The sequence below is a fragment of the Erythrobacter epiphyticus genome (assembly GCF_034653295.1).
Lineage (GTDB): Bacteria > Pseudomonadota > Alphaproteobacteria > Sphingomonadales > Sphingomonadaceae > Erythrobacter.
This window is the reverse complement of sequence record NZ_JAYEEU010000002.1, coordinates 233689-248536: the sequence shown is the minus strand read 5'-3', so window position 1 is coordinate 248536 and position 14848 is coordinate 233689. Positions and strand designations below refer to the sequence as shown.

12 protein-coding genes and 1 pseudogene are annotated in these 14848 nt (G+C 65.9%); 10 read left to right on the top strand and 3 right to left on the bottom strand.

The window, feature by feature from the left end; translation table 11 throughout:
- Positions 1 to 125 precede the first annotated feature (125 nt).
- The 10 genes and pseudogenes from SOQ14_RS01660 to SOQ14_RS01615 all read left to right on the top strand — a co-directional run.
- A complete protein-coding gene (locus SOQ14_RS01660; RefSeq protein ID WP_322896224.1) occupies positions 126 to 1382 on the top strand; it encodes an MFS transporter in 1257 nt (418 codons plus the stop codon).
- Positions 1383 to 1491: 109 nt separating this feature from the next.
- Entirely contained in the window at positions 1492 to 2580 is a 1089-nt protein-coding gene (locus tag SOQ14_RS01655) for a YeiH family protein (RefSeq protein ID WP_322896222.1), read from the top strand.
- Positions 2577 to 4070 carry a glycerol-3-phosphate dehydrogenase gene (locus tag SOQ14_RS01650; protein WP_322896220.1) on the top strand — a complete coding sequence of 498 codons (1494 nt, stop codon included), beginning with the start codon at positions 2577 to 2579 and terminating at the stop codon, positions 4068 to 4070. The genes SOQ14_RS01655 and SOQ14_RS01650 overlap by 4 nt, the downstream gene beginning before the upstream one ends.
- Positions 4067 to 4639, top strand: coding sequence for an NADPH-dependent FMN reductase (locus tag SOQ14_RS01645; protein ID WP_322896218.1), 573 nt, complete (start codon positions 4067 to 4069; stop codon positions 4637 to 4639). The genes SOQ14_RS01650 and SOQ14_RS01645 overlap by 4 nt, the downstream gene beginning before the upstream one ends.
- Positions 4636 to 5250, top strand: coding sequence for a 3,4-dihydroxy-2-butanone-4-phosphate synthase (locus SOQ14_RS01640; protein ID WP_322896216.1), 615 nt, complete (start codon positions 4636 to 4638; stop codon positions 5248 to 5250). The genes SOQ14_RS01645 and SOQ14_RS01640 overlap by 4 nt, the downstream gene beginning before the upstream one ends.
- Positions 5247 to 6443: a molybdopterin-dependent oxidoreductase gene (locus SOQ14_RS01635; RefSeq protein ID WP_322896214.1), complete on the top strand. Its 1197-nt coding sequence runs from the start codon at positions 5247 to 5249 to the stop codon at positions 6441 to 6443. The genes SOQ14_RS01640 and SOQ14_RS01635 overlap by 4 nt, the downstream gene beginning before the upstream one ends.
- Complete coding sequence (locus SOQ14_RS01630) at positions 6440 to 6781, top strand: cytochrome c (protein WP_322896212.1); 342 nt, start codon at positions 6440 to 6442, stop codon at positions 6779 to 6781. The genes SOQ14_RS01635 and SOQ14_RS01630 overlap by 4 nt, the downstream gene beginning before the upstream one ends.
- Positions 6782 to 6881: 100 nt before the next feature.
- Positions 6882 to 7367, top strand: coding sequence for a (2Fe-2S)-binding protein (locus SOQ14_RS01625; protein ID WP_322896210.1), 486 nt, complete (start codon positions 6882 to 6884; stop codon positions 7365 to 7367).
- Positions 7367 to 9634 (top strand): xanthine dehydrogenase family protein molybdopterin-binding subunit, encoded by a 2268-nt coding sequence (locus SOQ14_RS01620; protein WP_322896207.1) that lies wholly within the window; start codon positions 7367 to 7369, stop codon positions 9632 to 9634. The genes SOQ14_RS01625 and SOQ14_RS01620 overlap by 1 nt, the downstream gene beginning before the upstream one ends.
- 35 nt (positions 9635 to 9669) lie before the next feature.
- Positions 9670 to 10122 (top strand): annotated as a pseudogene (locus SOQ14_RS01615) (nucleotidyltransferase family protein); the annotation flags it as partial.
- A gap of 32 nt (positions 10123 to 10154) precedes the next feature.
- On the opposite strand, the gene SOQ14_RS01610 reads toward SOQ14_RS01615, so the two are convergent.
- The 3 genes from SOQ14_RS01610 to SOQ14_RS01600 all read right to left on the bottom strand — a co-directional run bounded on the left by SOQ14_RS01610 (position 10155) and on the right by SOQ14_RS01600 (position 14751).
- Positions 10155 to 11159 (bottom strand): XdhC family protein, encoded by a 1005-nt coding sequence (locus SOQ14_RS01610; RefSeq protein ID WP_322896206.1) that lies wholly within the window; start codon positions 11157 to 11159, stop codon positions 10155 to 10157.
- A gap of 65 nt (positions 11160 to 11224) precedes the next feature.
- Entirely contained in the window at positions 11225 to 13087 is a 1863-nt protein-coding gene (locus SOQ14_RS01605) for a methyl-accepting chemotaxis protein (RefSeq protein WP_322896204.1), read from the bottom strand.
- Between the two features lie 107 nt (positions 13088 to 13194).
- The gene (locus tag SOQ14_RS01600; protein WP_322896202.1) at positions 13195 to 14751 is read right to left on the bottom strand and encodes a putative bifunctional diguanylate cyclase/phosphodiesterase; all 1557 of its coding nucleotides are present in this window, start codon (positions 14749 to 14751) and stop codon (positions 13195 to 13197) included.
- Between the last annotated feature and the right edge of the window lie 97 nt (positions 14752 to 14848).

Genomic DNA, 14848 nt, shown 5'->3' with positions numbered 1-14848 from the left:
TGAATGGGATTACCCTGCTTCGGGCCGCACCATGAAGCATCGGGCCGTCGGAGCAATCCGGCGGCCCTCTCATTTCGCGCTGCGGGCTTGCCGCTGCTTGCGCCCTGTCGCTAGGAACCCCTCTGATGGCTGCCACTCCTTCGCCCCTGTCTGATCGGCTGCGCTGGTCGCTGTTCACGGTGCTGTGCGTGGCGGGGGTGTTCAATGCGATGGATCGTCCGATCATCGCCATCCTCAAGCCCGACATGATGGCCGATTTCGGCTGGACCGACAGCGACTTCGGCGATCTGGCTGCGGTGACACAGTTTTCCGCCGCCTTTGCCTTTCTCTTCACCGGCTGGCTGGTCGACCGGCTCGGCGTGAACCGTTCGATGCAGGTGGGTGCGACCGCGTGGAGCCTTGCCGCGATGGCGCATGGCTGGGCGATGACCACCGCACATGTTGTCGCCGCGCGGATCGGGTTAGGCGCGACGGAAGCGGTGCAGACCCCGCTCACCATCAAGACGGTTGCCACCCTGTTTGCACCCGACAAGCGTTCCTTCGCCTTCGGCTTCGCCACGCTGCTGGCAGGGGCGGGCACGATTGCGATGCCCTTTGTGATCCCGGCGCTGGCGCTTGCGGTTGGCTGGCGCGGTGCGCTGGTGGCAGGCGGGATCGGCGGCTTTATCGCGCTCGCCGCCTGGCTGTGGTTCGCCCGCGGGATTGCGCAATTGCGCGAACGCAGCGCGAATGGCCCCGTTACCACAAGCGACGGTGCGGGCTACGGCGCGATCCTCGTCAACCGCAAGACCTGGGCGATTGTTGGCGCCAAGGCGCTGTCCGACATGACGTGGTGGTTCATCAATTTCTGGCTGGCGGATTATTATCGCCGCGAATTCGGGCTCACCACGCTCGAACTGGCGTGGCCGCTGGCGATTGCCTTTGCCGGATCGGGGCTGGGTGCGCTGCTCGCGGGCTGGGCCTCAACCCGCCTGCTCGAAAAAGGCTACACGCCCAACCGCGTGCGCAAGGGGGTGATGCTGGTGTCGGCGCTGATGGTGGCACCGCTGCCGCTGGTGCTGGCGCTTGATTCGTTCTGGCCGGTTGCGATGATGGTGGGTGTGGTGATGGCTGGCCATCAGGGCTTTTCGCTCTCGATCTTCTCGACCATCACCGATGTCGTACCGGGGGCGAAGGTCGGACAGGTGACAGCCTTCGGCGCCTTCATGGGCAATATGGGCGGGGTCGCGATCAGCCTGGTGACGGGCCGGGTGCTCGATGCCGGGCTTGGCTTTGTGCCGCTCTTCGTGTTTGCTGCGGCATCCTATCTGATCGCGCTGGCGTGGTTCCAATGGCTCCTGCCCGATATGCGCCGGGCCGAAGGCACAGCCGCCGGGGCGTGACACGGCGCGCGGTTGCAATGGGACCGTGTGCGGGGTAGGTGTGTGACACCGTAGGACACAGCAGGGCACAGGGGCGGAAACGGCGGATCATGGGCAGGGCCACAGATCGATGACAGGCAGGCAGCGCGCTGATTTTGACGCCTATGCCGGAGATCTGTTCGGCGAGCTGGTGCTTGCCGAAACCGCGCCGGCAACCCCGCTTGCCCGCAAGCCGCTGACCCGTTTTGTGCCGGGCTTTGCGATCGCGGCGATCGCGAGCGCGGCGGCGGCATGGCTGAGCCAGAATTATGGGGTGCCGGTGATCCTCGCCGGGCTGCTGCTGGGCCTCGCTCTCAACTTCGCAGCGGGTGATCCGCGCACCCATGATGGGCTTGATGCAGTTTCGCGCCACGGGCTGCGGCTCGGCATCGTGCTGCTCGGCTTGCAAGTCACGCTGATGCAGGTCGGGGCGATGGGGGTGGTGCCCTTCGCCGGGCTTGCGCTGGTGATGGCGGCGGCGGTGATGGCTGCGCAGCTCGCCGCGCGGCTGACGGGGCAGGGGCCGAGCGTCGGCCTGCTGGCGGGCGGGGCCACCGCGATCTGCGGCGCATCGGCAGCGCTCGCGCTCTACGGCGTGATCGGGCGGGAGCGGATCGAACAGGCGCAATTCACGCTGACGCTGGTGATTCTTGCGGCAGCGAGCGCGATTGCTCTGGCCACCTACCCCGCGTTGACCACGGCGCTTGCGTTCAGCGAGGCGCAAGCGGGCTTTCTGGTGGGCGCATCAATCCATGATGTGGCGCAGGCGATCGGGGCTGGCTTTGCCATTTCCGACAGCGCGGGCGCGCAGGCCACCGTCGTCAAGCTGACCCGCGTGGCCCTGCTGGCTCCGCTGGTGACGCTGGCTGCGCTATGGATCGCCCGTGCGCATCCGCTGCCTGCGTCGGCCAGAGCCGCGCGCGTGCCGCTGATGCCGAGTTTCATCCTCGCCTTTCTCGCGCTGGTTGTGATCAATTCGCTCATCAGCTTGCCCGAAGCCGTCGCGGCGAGCGCGCTGGTCGCCTCCAAGACCATGCTGCTGCTGGCGGTGACGGCGACAGCGATGCGCACCCGGACCGATTTGCTGCTCGAACTCGGCTGGCGTTCGGTGATGCCGGTGCTGGCGGCGACTTTGGCTTCGCTCGGCGCGGCGCTGGTCTTTGCGCAGGTGGCGCTATGAGCGAGACGATCTTCGATATTGCGGTGATCGGCGGGGGCGTGAACGGCGCCGGGATCGCGCGTGACGCTGCCGGGCGCGGTGCTTCGGTGCTGCTGCTTGAACGCGGCGATCTGGCCGAGGGCACCTCGTCCAACTCCACCAAGCTGATCCACGGCGGCCTGCGCTACCTTGAGCATTATGAATTTGCGCTGGTGCGTGAGGCCTTGTCCGAACGCGAGGTGTTGTGGAGCATCGCGCCGCACATCATCTGGCCGCTGCGCTTTATCCTGCCGCATCGCCCCGGCCTGCGCCCGCGCTGGCTCGTCCGGCTGGGGCTGTTCCTTTACGATCATCTCGGCGGGCGCAAGCGGCTGCCCGCAGCAGAGGGCGTCGATCTCACCCGGCACCCGGCCGGCGCGCCTTTGAAGCCTGCGTACACCCGCGCCTTTGCCTATTCGGATGGCTGGGTCGATGATGCGCGGCTGGTGGTGCTCAACGCGCGCGATGCCGCGGATCGCGGTGCGCAGGTGCGCACCCGCTGCGAAGTGACCGGGCTGGCCCGCGAAGGGGCGCTGTGGCGGATCGAGGCGGGCGGGACGACGTTCCGTGTCCGTGCGGTCGTCAACGCTGCCGGGCCGCGGGTGCTCGATCTGCTCGGCCGGGCGGGTGAGCCGACGACGCAGAAAATGCGCCTCGTGCGCGGATCGCATATCGTGGTGCGCAAGCTGTTCGACCACGATTTTGCCTATTTCTTCCAGCTGCCCGACGGGCGGATTTTCTTCGCCATCCCTTACGAGCAGGACTTCACCCTGATCGGCACCACCGATGTCGATCACAAGGCCGGGCTTGATGAAGTCCGCGCCAGCCCCGAGGAAATCGCCTATCTGTGCGAAGGCGCATCGGAATATTTCCGCACGCCGATCACCCCTGCCGATGTGGTGTGGACCTATTCGGGGGTGCGCCCGCTGGTCGATGACGGATCGGGCAAGCCCGAAGCGGCAACGCGTGGCTATCGCTTTGAAGTTGATGGCGGGGACGATGGCAGTGCGCCCTTGCTCTCGATCTTTGGCGGCAAGATCACGACCTATCGCCATCTCGCGGCCGAAGCGGTCGAACGGCTTGTGCCCTTCCTCCCCGTGCTGGATGGGGCAGACTGGACAGGCAAGGCGCCGCTGCCGGGCGGGGAATTCGGCATGACCGACGCGGGCGCGAAAATGGCAGAACTTGCCGCGCGCTATCCCTTCCTGTCCGAGGCCGAGGCACACCGCCTGATCCGGCTCTATGGCACCCGCGCGGCGTTGTTCCTGGGTGCCGCGACCAGCAAGGCTGACCTCGGCGAGGATTTCGGACACGGCCTCACCGCGGCCGAAGTCGATTACCTGATCGTGCAGGAATGGGCGCGCACGGCTGATGATATCCTGTGGCGGCGCACCAAGCTTGGGCTGCATTTCACGCCCGCCGAGACCGCAAGGCTCGCGGCCTACCTCACCGAAAGGACAATCCCCGCATGACGAAAATCGTGGCCCTCGGCGGCACGGTCAATCCCGGCAGCTCGACCGAGCAGGCCTTGCGCCTTGCCGCTGCCATTGCCGCAGGCGAAGGGGCCGAGGTGCAGGTATTCGGCGGGGAATATCTGACTGCGCTGCCCCACTATCTCGGGCCGCAGCACGATGCTTCGCAAGGTGCAGAGATGGTCGCCGCCGTGCGCGAGGCGGATGGGCTGCTCATCGCCGCACCCGGCTATCACGGGACGATTTCAGGGGTCGTCAAGAATGCGCTCGACTATCTCGAAGATCTTGCCCGTGACGAACGGCCCTATCTCGATGGCCGTGCGGTCGGGCTGATCGCCACCGCGTTCGGCGATCAGGCCTCGATGTCGACCCTGCTGACAATGCGTGCGATTACCCATGCCCTGCGCGGCTGGCCGACCCCGATGGGCGCCACGATCCGCACCTATCACGGGCTGTTTTCGCCCGATGGCGAATGTCTTGATGAACGCGCGCGTGGCCAGCTCGAACTGGTCGGCAAGCAAGTCGTTTTGGGTGCGCGCAGCTTTGCGGCGGGAAGGGATCTGGCATGAGCGCGGCGGCGTTCGATCACGCCCTTGCAGAAATTGCGGCCGGCCGCATCGTGGTGATTGGGGGCGATCGGCTGCGCGGCGGTGACATTGATCTGATGTGCGCCGCGCGCCACGTTACCCCGCAGGTCATCAACTTCATGGCAACGCACGGGCGCGGGCTGATCTGCTTGGCGGTTACGCCTGCGCGCGCCAAACAGCTTGGTCTCAGCCTCGTCAACCCGGGCACGGCCCGCCAGACGGGGCGGCCCTTTGCCCGCTCGATCGAGGCGGCGAGCGGGGTTTCGACCGGAATTTCGGCGGCGGATCGCGCGCATACGGTTGCTGTCGCCATCGCTGAGGGCGCGAGCGCGGCTGATGTTCATTCGCCCGGCCATGTCTTCCCGCTGATCGCGCAGGCTGGCGGTGTGCGGGCGCGGCCCTCGGCTTGCGAGGCTTCGATCGACCTTGCCCGCCTTGCCGGTGCGGGCGATGCGGCGGTGATCTGTTCGATCATGCGCGATGATGGCGAAATGGCGCGGCTTGAGGATATTGGCGATCTGCTGCGCGAGCATCATCTTGCGGTTGCTGATATTGGCGAGCTGATTGCCCGGCTTGAAGGAGCAGCGGTGTGAGCGAAAGCAGGATCACCCGGCGCGCGCTGATCGCGGGGGCAGGCGGGGCGGCGCTGGCGGCGCCCGCCATCGGGCAAAAGCTGGTTGATCTCGGCCTGCCCGGCGGGCCGAGCCTGCGCCCGCTTGCGCCGGCCTTTCCCGGCAAGGATGCCATGATCGTGCAGCGCATCCGCCCGCCGTTGCTCGAAACCCCACTTGGCGTGCTGGGGGAGAGCGCGATCACCCTTAACGAGCACTTTTTCGTGCGCTGGAACTGGGATTTCCCGACCGCGATCAATGTCGCCAATTACCGCGTGGCGGTGGGCGGCGCCGTGAAGCAGGCGGTCGAACTCTCGCTTGATGACATCGTCAACGCGGGCGAGCCTGTCGAGGTGGTTGCGGTCAACCAATGCGCGGGCAATGGCCGCGGCCTGTCCGAGCCGCGCGTCACCGGCACGCAATGGGGCAATGGTGCGATGGGCTGTGCCAAGTGGACAGGCGTGCGGCTCAAGGATGTGCTCGCCAAGGCGGGGCTTGCACCGGGGGCAAAGCGGGTGCGTTTTGCCGGGCTCGATGTCCCGCCGATGGAGGGCGCGCCGCAATTCATCAAATCCGTGCCGCTCGATATTGCCCTGCGCGATGATGTGCTGGTGGCCTGGGGCATGAACGGCGCGCCGCTGCCGATGCTGCACGGCTATCCCTTGCGGATCGTGGTGCCGGGGTGGTTTTCGACCTATTGGGTCAAGATGCTCGCCACCATCGAAGTGCTCAGCGGTGAGGATGACAGTTACTACGTCGCCAAATCCTACCGTATCCCAGCGCGCCCGATCACACCGGAGGACAAGGATTTCCCGACGGTTTCGATCACCGCCATGCCGCCGCGCGCGCTGATTACGAGCCACGCCGACGGCGCAGTGGTCAAGCGCGGCGCACCGCTGACCTTACGCGGGCTTGCGCTGGGCGGTGAGGCGGCGCTGAGCCGGGTTGATCTGGTGGGCGAAGGCTTTGAACGGCCCTGCACATTGGGACCGGATGAAGGGCCCTATGCCTTCCGCCTGTGGGAAGTCACGATCCCCGAGGTGCGGCAAGACCTTGTCGGGATCGGGGTGCGCGCCGCCAATATCAACGGCGCAGTCCAGCCCGAGGCCCTCAACTGGAACCCTTCGGGCTATGCCCGCAATGTGATCGAACGCATCACCCTGAGGGCGGTATGAGAGCGCTTGTGCTGATCCTTGTGCTGGCGCTGGCAGGGTGCGAGCGTGCCCCCGCAGTGACCTTTGCCGATGCCAGCATCACCCTGCCCGATGATCCGCTTGATCTGCCCGATCTGCCTGGGCGTGAGGCGGTAATCGCCAACTGCACGGCGTGCCATTCGCCTTCGACCATGCTGCAACAGCCGCGTCTCAGCCGCGAGAAGTGGGAAGCCACGGTCGGCAAGATGATCACCACGTACAAGGCACCGATTGACCCAGCCGCGATCCCTGCCATCGTTGATTACATGGTCGCCGCGCAGGATGCCGAAATCACGGGCGAGGCTGCCCGCTCGCAGTAACCGATCCCCCCCGTACATGGGGCGTCTTTCCCATAGTCGCCCCGGCTTAGGCCTGCTATGCCCGCCGCTGTTCCAGAGCAAAGCGGGCGAGGTTTGCACAGTGGCAATCAGTTTCAAGGTCAACGGCAAGGATGTCAGCGTCGAGGCTGAGGCGGATACGCCCTTGCTCTGGGTGCTGCGCGAGGATCTCGCGCTGACCGGCACCAAGTTCGGCTGCGGTGTCGCTGCCTGCGGCGCATGCTCGGTGCATGTCGACGGCCAGATCACCCGTTCGTGCAGCGTTCCTGTGAGCGCGGTTGCGGGCAAGGCCATCACCACCATCGAAGGGCTCAGGGGCGAGGATGGCACGCTCCATGCCGTGCAGCAGGCGTGGATCTCCGCGCAGGTGCCGCAATGCGGCTATTGCCAGTCGGGCCAGATCATGGCTGCCACCGCGCTGATCAACGCGGTCGGCACGCCAACCGACGCGCAGATCGATGCCGCGATGACGAATATCTGCCGCTGCGGCACCTATCCGCGCATCCGTCAGGCGATCCTTGCGGCGACAGGTCAGGCGGCCAAGGCCACCAATGCAGGAGCGGCATGATGGCTGACAATCCCACCCCGCATCTCGATGAAAACACCGCCGCGCCCGAGGCCAAGCCGAAGAAGACAGGCGTCAAACGCCGGGCTTTCCTGGTCGGCAGCGCCCTGCTGATCGGGGGCGGTGCATTCGGCCTCTATCTCGCCGAAAACACCGTGCGGTCGCGCGCCAAGGCCCTGACCGAAGCAGGCGGGGGCCACAATTTCCTTACCTGGATGAAAATCGCCGAGGACGACACAGTCACGGTCTATTCGCCGCATATCGATTTCGGACAGGGCTCGCACACGGCGCTTGGCCAGATGCTGGCCGATGAGCTTGATGCCGATTGGAAGAAAGTGGTGGTTGAACAGGCCCCCGCCGACAGCGCCTTTGCCAACACCGCCTTGGTCACCAGTTTCCTCGGCGAGATGACGGGCATGCCGGGGGTGATCAACGCGTTGCCAGCGCCGGTGGTGGGGATGCTTACCCGCACGCAGAATATCCAGATCACCGGCGGTTCGAGCGCGGTGCGCTTCACCGGGCAGATGGGTATGCGGGTGGTCGGCGCAGCGGTGCGGCTCGCTTTGATCGAAGAGGCGGCGGCGCGGCTTGGCGTGCCCGCCGGCGAACTCGTCACCGCCAACAGCGCGGTGACACACACCGCTTCCGGGCGGAGCCTGCGCTATGGTGAACTGGCCGCAGGGGCGGCGGAACGTTCGCTCGATGGCTCGCCGACGCTCAAGGATCCCAAGGATTTCAAGCTGATCGGCACGGGCGTGCCGCGCGGCGATATTCCCGCCAAGGTGGATGGCAGCGCGGTCTATGGCATTGATTTCACCATGCCCGGGATGCGGGTGGCAACCATCGCTGCGGCGCCGGTGCGCGGCGGCAAGCTGGTCGCCGTCGACGAAGCGCCCGCGCTTGCCGTCAAGGGCGTCGAGAAGGTCGTGAAGCTCGATGATGCGGTGGTGGTGATCGCCAAGGGTTACTGGCAGGCGTCCAAGGGGCTTGCCGCGCTCAACCCCGAATTTTCCGATGGCGGGAACGCGGATGTGTCGACGGCGTCGATCTATGCCGCGCAGGACGCCTTGCGCAAGGCGGGCAAGCCGACCAACGAGGCGGGCGAAGGCGATGTCGATGTGGCCTTCAAGGCGGCGGGCGACAAGCTGATCAGCGCCGAATACCGCGTGCCCTTCCTCCACCATGCGATGATGGAGCCTTTCGCCATCACCGGCCACTTCACCGAAGGCAAGCTGCACCTGTGGGGCGGTTTGCAGGATCCGCTCGGCGCGCGCGATCGTGCGGCCAAGGCTGCTGGCCTGACGATGGACGAGGTGGTGTTCCATCCGATGATCATGGGCGGCGGCTTCGGACGGCGCTTCCCCGGTGTCACCGAAATTCTCGATCAGATCGGGCCGCTGGCAAAGCAGGTACCCTATCCGGTCAAGCTCATCTGGAGCCGCGAGGAAGAGGTGCGCCATGGCACCTATCGCCCGCAATCCTCTGCCCGGCTGTCTGCGGCGCTTGATGGCGATGGCAAGATCACGGCCTGGCGCGCCGACTATGTGCAGAGCGACAATGCCGAGGGCGAGACGACCTTCATCTACGATGTCCCCGCGACATCGCGGCGGCATTTCGAGTACCGATCGAACCAGATCGACGGGCCGTGGCGTTCGGTCAATTCGACCCAGATCGGCTTCTACAACGAAAGCTTCATGGACGAACTCGCCGCTGCGGCGGGCGAAGACCCCTATCGCTTCCGCCGCAAGCATCTGCCGCAAGGTTCGCGGCACCTGGCCGTGCTCGATGCGGTGGCCGCGCGGGCCGGGTGGGACAATCCCCTGCCTGAAGGCAGCGGGCGCGGGATCGCGATTGTCGAAAGCTTCGGCACGATCGTCGCCGAAGTGGTCGAAGTGGCGATGAGCCCCGATGGCACGCCCAAGGTAGTGAAAGCTTTCGCGGTGGTGGATTGCGGCACGGTGGTGAACCCGCTCAATGCCGAAGCGCAGATTTCGGGCGGCCTCATCATGGGGCTTTCGTCGGCGCTGGGCGAAGCGATCACGCTCGAAAAGGGCGCGGTGGTGCAGAGCAATTTCACCGATTACCCCCTGATCAAGCTGGCCGATGCGCCGCCTGCGGTGGATGTGCATTTCCTCAATAGCGGGGCCAAGATGGGCGGGATCGGGGAGCCGGGCGTGCCGCCTGCCTCGCCCGCGCTGGCCAATGCGATTGCTGCCGCCAGTGGCCAGCGTATCCGTACCCTGCCGATCCTCGCGCAGGCCAAGGCCTGAGCCACGCATCGCGAGCGGCGCGCTGGTCAGCGCTGGTGCTGGCCGCTGGTGCGGGTCGCCGGTTCGGCGGCGGCAAGCTGCTCGCGCCCGTTGCCGGTGCACCGCTGATCCGTCGCACGGTTGAGGCTGTTTGCGAAGGCGGCTTTGCCGAAGTCGTAGCGGTTGCGGGAGCAGACCTTGCTACGATCACGGCAGCCCTTGATGGCCTGCCCTGCCGGATTATCGCTGCCTCCGACTGGCAGGAAGGGATGGCCGCCAGCCTGCGCGCCGGGATCGGTGCGCTCGCGCCAGACACGGCAGGGGTGTTCATCTTCCTCGGCGATATGCCGCTGGTGCCTGTTGCCCTGTGCGACGAACTGGCCGCGCTGGCGCAAGATGCAGGCTATGCCGCGCGGCCGGTTGTCAGCGGTAAGCCCGGCCATCCTGCCGCCTTCACCCGCGCGGCCTTTGCTGATCTGGCAGGCTTGCGCGGGGATGGCGGGGCCAACCGCTTGCTGGCGGGGCGGGCCAGCGGCGTGGCCTATCGCGCGACGCACGAAGTCGGGGCGCTGATCGATATTGATGCGCCGGGCGATCTTGCGGCCGCAGAAGCGGCATGGAAGGTGCGTGCCACATCGGTCACCAGCGACAGCGCAATTTCCCGCGGGGCTTTCCCCAAGCCGGACAGGCCAAGCGGCGCGTGAAGCCGCGCCAGCTGTGCATCACCGACACCATGGCCGCGCAACTTGACTATCCGGCCATCAAGCCGCGCCCGCGCGCCGACGGCGCCGACATAGCATGCGTCGCTCACAAGCGCCGCGGCAAGCGCGGCCTCATCATCATCGCGGTCATGCGAAAGCACCGCGATGGCTGTCCACGGATCGGGCGCGAGAGCGGCAAGCGCTGCGCAGGGATCGCCGCGATGATAGGCAAGACCGGGGAAGGGGGGCTGTTCCGGTCCGCCAGCCGTGATCAGCGCGACCTCCCAGCCAAGCGTCTGCGCTAGCTCGGCTGCGGCAAGGGCCGCGCCATCCGCGCCGATCAGCACCAGACGGGGGGCGGGCAGGTAAAGCCGGGTATAGCCCGTGCCGTCCCATGCAAAGCCAATCCCGCTGGCAGGCATGGTCTGGCGCGCGCTGCCATTGCTTGACCATGCAAGCGGCGCCCGTGCTGCGTCAGCGTCGAGTAATGCGACGACCGCTGGCTCATCGGTGCTTACCGGCTCGACCAGCACCGTGATCCCGCTGCCGCAAGCCAGCTTGATATCAAGCCACGGGCTGCCCTCCCCGTAGCGCAGCAGGCGCGGCGCGCCCGCCGCCATCGCTTCGCGCGCGTGGCGGGCGACATCATCCTCGATGCAGCCGCCCGACAGGAACCCCCAATGGGCGGCTTCGGTGATGAGCATTTGCGCGCCAGGATCGCGCGGGGCCGAACCGCTGATTTCCACCAGCGTGGCGATGGCGCAGCGCGTCACCCCCGCCGCCGCAGCCTCGCGCAGCGGTGCGCGAATATCATCGATCTGGGCGGCAAGGCGCCAGGTGGTCATCGAAAGCGAGGCCCCTGTGGGTGAGAGGCCTTTGCCTTACGCCGCTGTGCTGCGGCGGGCAATCCTCAGGCGTCGCGCACGCGCCGCAGGAAATCCTTCACTTGCTGGCTGAGATGCGCGGCCTGTTGATCGAGCTCGGTCGCGCTTGTCAGCACCTGCGAGGCGGCGGCGCCGGTCGAGAGCGACAATTGCCGCACATCCTCGATATGGCCCGCGACCCGCTCTGTGCCGCGCGCGGCGAGATCGATCGAACGCGCGAGATCCTGCCCCGCCACCGATTGCTGATCGACCGCACTTGCAATCGAGACCGCGGTGGTTTCGAGCTGTTGCACCTGCCCGGCAATCGCGCGCAGCGCCTTGACGCTGGCGCCGGTGGTGTCCTGCATGGCGCGGATTTGCTCGGCGACCTTTTCGGTGGCGCGGCTGGTCTGCATGGCGAGTTCCTTGACCTCGCTGGCAACCACCGCAAAGCCCCGGCCCGCTTCGCCGCCGCGCGCGGCCTCGATGCTGGCATTGAGGGCAAGCAGGTTGGTGCGCTGCGCGATCGTCTGGATCAGCTCGACAATCTGGCCGACCTCCTCGGCCGAGGCCGACAGCGCCGAGATGGTCTCATCAGCCTCGCCGGTGGCTTCGCTCGCCAGCCGTGCCAGCTCGCTCGATGAGGCGGCCTGACGGCTGATTTCGTTGATCGACAGCGCGAATTCATCGCTTGCTGCTGCGGCCGAAGTGGCGCCGGCATTGGCTTCTTCCATCGAGACCGCGACCTCGCTGGTGCGGCGGCTGGCTTCCTCTGCGCTTTCCGCCATCTTCGAGGCGGTGGTGTTGAGCTCGCTCGAGGCGCTGGCAACGCGCTCGACCACTTCGCCGACCGTGCGTTCGAACTGGCGCGCCACTTCGTCGAGCAGCACGGCCTTGCGCTCTTCCGCTTCCTGGCGTTCGCGTTCGCGTTCCAGCTGATTGCGGATTTCCTGCTCGGCCCGCTCGGCGCGTTCGCGCGCCCAGTCTTCGAGCCGCTTGCTGGCACGCTTGAACAGGTCGAGCGCGCGCACCATGGCGCCGATTTCATCCTTGCGCTCGGCACCGGTGATATCGAAGTTGCGGTTGCCCTGTGCGAGCAGGGTCATCCCGCTGGTGATCTCGCCGATCTTGTGCGAGAAATCGCGTGAGAGATAGGCCAGCCCGACCACCAGAACGGCAATCCCGAGCGCGGCCAGCCCCGCAATCCAGGTGACGATGCCAAAGAAGTGGCTGATCCCTGCCGCTCTGAGCGCTTCGCTGCGCGCGGTCAGTTCGGCGGCGAAAGCGCGGGTGTCGGTGAAGAGAGCATCGCCTTGCCGCGTCAGGTCAGCCCCGATGGCCGCGCGTTGCGCCTCGCCGGTGCCGCCAGCAGCGATGCGGGCAAAGCTCGCATCATAATCCTTGAGCTGCTGTTCGAGATCATCGATCCGACCCGCGAGATCAGGCGCGGTGGTGGCAATAACGGGGGCAATGGCGGCAAGCTGCTCTCTGGCGGCCTGCGCGCTGTCACTCTGGCGCACACGCTGCGCGGCATCGCCATCGGTAGCAAAGCGCAGGGCGTGGAGCCGCATTTCCCCGGTGGTGCCGTGCAGCGCCGTGGCCGTGATCACCCCCTTCTGCATCGCATAGGAGGTCTGGTAGCGCTGCCAGATATCCGACATGCCGAGCGTCATGACCAGCGCAATGGCAAAGCCGATCGCGAAGAAACTGCCGAAAATCGCGTTGATCTTGCCCGAAAGCGTCAGATCGCGAAACCATGCCACGCGTTCAAACAGGCTTGTGGGTGCCGAAGTCGTCCCCGCAAACCGGTTGGCCATATCGCCTTCTTCAAGCGTTTCGGCGGCCAATTCGCGCATGAGATCAGGCACCTGCTGCGATTCGCGGCGGTCGTGCTTGGCCATCATATTCATGGAAAACTCCCCAGATCCTGCGCGATCTTTCCTGAACGAAAATACTTTCCAAAAGCTTTCCGGTCAGGCGGTTGGCCCGGTCTGGTGAGTGCCGCGGAGTCGTGCGGTCAGTGCTTGGCGTTCTTGATCGCCGGTGTGGGCAGATGGGTCACGACCGCGCTGGCGGCCGCAGCGGCGACGCGCTGGTGGTTGATCAGGCGATCCACTTCGGCCGCCGGGACGGCTTTGAAATAGAGCCAGCCCTGAATCTGATCGCAGCCCGCCTGTCGCACCATCTCGGCCTGCTGCGAGGTTTCCACTCCTTCGGCGGTCACGCTCATGTTGAGTGCGCGGGCCATGGCAATGCTCGAAAGCATCATGGCGCGGCTGCCATCATCCTCGCCCGCCAGAATCACCAGCGAGCGATCCAGCTTGAGCTTTTCAAACCGGAAGCGGCGCAGAAATCCGATCGAGGCATAGCCGGTGCCGAAATCATCCAGCACGATCCGCACCCCGAAACTACGGATCACATCAAGCGTGCGCTCCGCCACCACCGGATCGAGCACCAGACAGGTTTCGGTGACTTCGAGTTCGAGCATGTCCGGGGCAAAGCCCGTTTCCTCGATGATCTCGCCAAGCCGGATCGGAAATTCCGGGTTGCGCAATTGCGCCGCGGAAATGTTGACCGACAGGGTAATCCCCCACGCCTTGGCATCGGTCATTGCCTGCCGCATGGCAAACAGGCCAAGCGGATTGACCAGCCCGGAATCCTCGGCAATCGGAATGAAGATGTTGGGGCCGATCAAGCGCTGGTCGGGGCGTTCCCAGCGCAGCAAGGCCTCGACCGCGACAATCGCGCCCCCTTCGGCATCCACCAGCGGCTGATAGGCAACGGTGAATTCGCCGCGAGTGATCCCTTCGCGGATCTCATCCTCGATCGCGCGCATCCGTTCGCGCCGGCGATCGAAATTCTCGCTGAACCAGGTGCAGCGCATCTTGCCGCCGCGCTTGGACATATACATCGCGACATCCGCGCGCCGCAGCATTTCAGAAGAACCGAGCCGCACCTGCGCCGTGCTGCGCGCCAGCCCGATGCTGGCTCCCATCGCAATCAGCCGGTCACCGATCGACACCGGCTCTGCCAGCCGTTCCAGCAGTGCGCGGGACATTCCTTCGAGTATCGTTCCTGCCGCCTGCCCTGTCATGATCGCGGCGAATTCATCGCCGCCGAGACGGTAGGCGCGGGCCTCCTCGCCGCAGGCCTCGCGCAGCATGGTGGCGAGAGCCTGGATCAATTGATCGCCAACGGCATGCCCGTAATGATCATTGACCTGCTTGAAGCTGTCGAGATCAATCAGGGCGACAGCAACTTCCGCATTCCCGCGCGAGAAATACTCGATATCCTCCTGAAGGCTGCGCCGGTTGGGCAGGCGGGTCAGCGGATCGAGCGAGCCCATGGCGGCGAGATCGCGCGCATTGGTGATGCTGTTCCAGCTGAGGAATACCAGCGTGGCGGCATAGACCAGTGCAGCAGCGATAAGCAGGGGCAGCGGCGAGCGGACCGTGATCTGATCGCTCGCAATCGCGACCATCAGGATCAGCCCCGATACCATGCTGAGCACCGCGAGCGGCACCAGCACAATGACAATCGCTGTCCGGCGCAATGGCATTGCGTTCAGGGGCATGGGCTCACTTCCACCGCCTTCGCTGCTTGCGGCACGCACGCCCGCATCCTTCGAACCTTCGGTCTATCAGGCCAACCGCAAGATTTGCTGAATCGTC

Coding starts and splice junctions, on each gene's coding strand:
- SOQ14_RS01630 (WP_322896212.1), top strand. CDS start 6,440: ATGAGAGCGCTTGTGCTGATCCTTGTGCTGGCGCTGGCAGGGTGCGAG.
- SOQ14_RS01650 (WP_322896220.1), top strand. CDS start 2,577: ATGAGCGAGACGATCTTCGATATTGCGGTGATCGGCGGGGGCGTGAAC.
- SOQ14_RS01640 (WP_322896216.1), top strand. CDS start 4,636: ATGAGCGCGGCGGCGTTCGATCACGCCCTTGCAGAAATTGCGGCCGGC.
- SOQ14_RS01600 (WP_322896202.1), bottom strand. CDS start 14,751: ATGCCCCTGAACGCAATGCCATTGCGCCGGACAGCGATTGTCATTGTG.
- SOQ14_RS01655 (WP_322896222.1), top strand. CDS start 1,492: ATGACAGGCAGGCAGCGCGCTGATTTTGACGCCTATGCCGGAGATCTG.
- SOQ14_RS01645 (WP_322896218.1), top strand. CDS start 4,067: ATGACGAAAATCGTGGCCCTCGGCGGCACGGTCAATCCCGGCAGCTCG.
- SOQ14_RS01620 (WP_322896207.1), top strand. CDS start 7,367: ATGGCTGACAATCCCACCCCGCATCTCGATGAAAACACCGCCGCGCCC.
- SOQ14_RS01605 (WP_322896204.1), bottom strand. CDS start 13,087: ATGAATATGATGGCCAAGCACGACCGCCGCGAATCGCAGCAGGTGCCT.
- SOQ14_RS01610 (WP_322896206.1), bottom strand. CDS start 11,159: ATGACCACCTGGCGCCTTGCCGCCCAGATCGATGATATTCGCGCACCG.
- SOQ14_RS01660 (WP_322896224.1), top strand. CDS start 126: ATGGCTGCCACTCCTTCGCCCCTGTCTGATCGGCTGCGCTGGTCGCTG.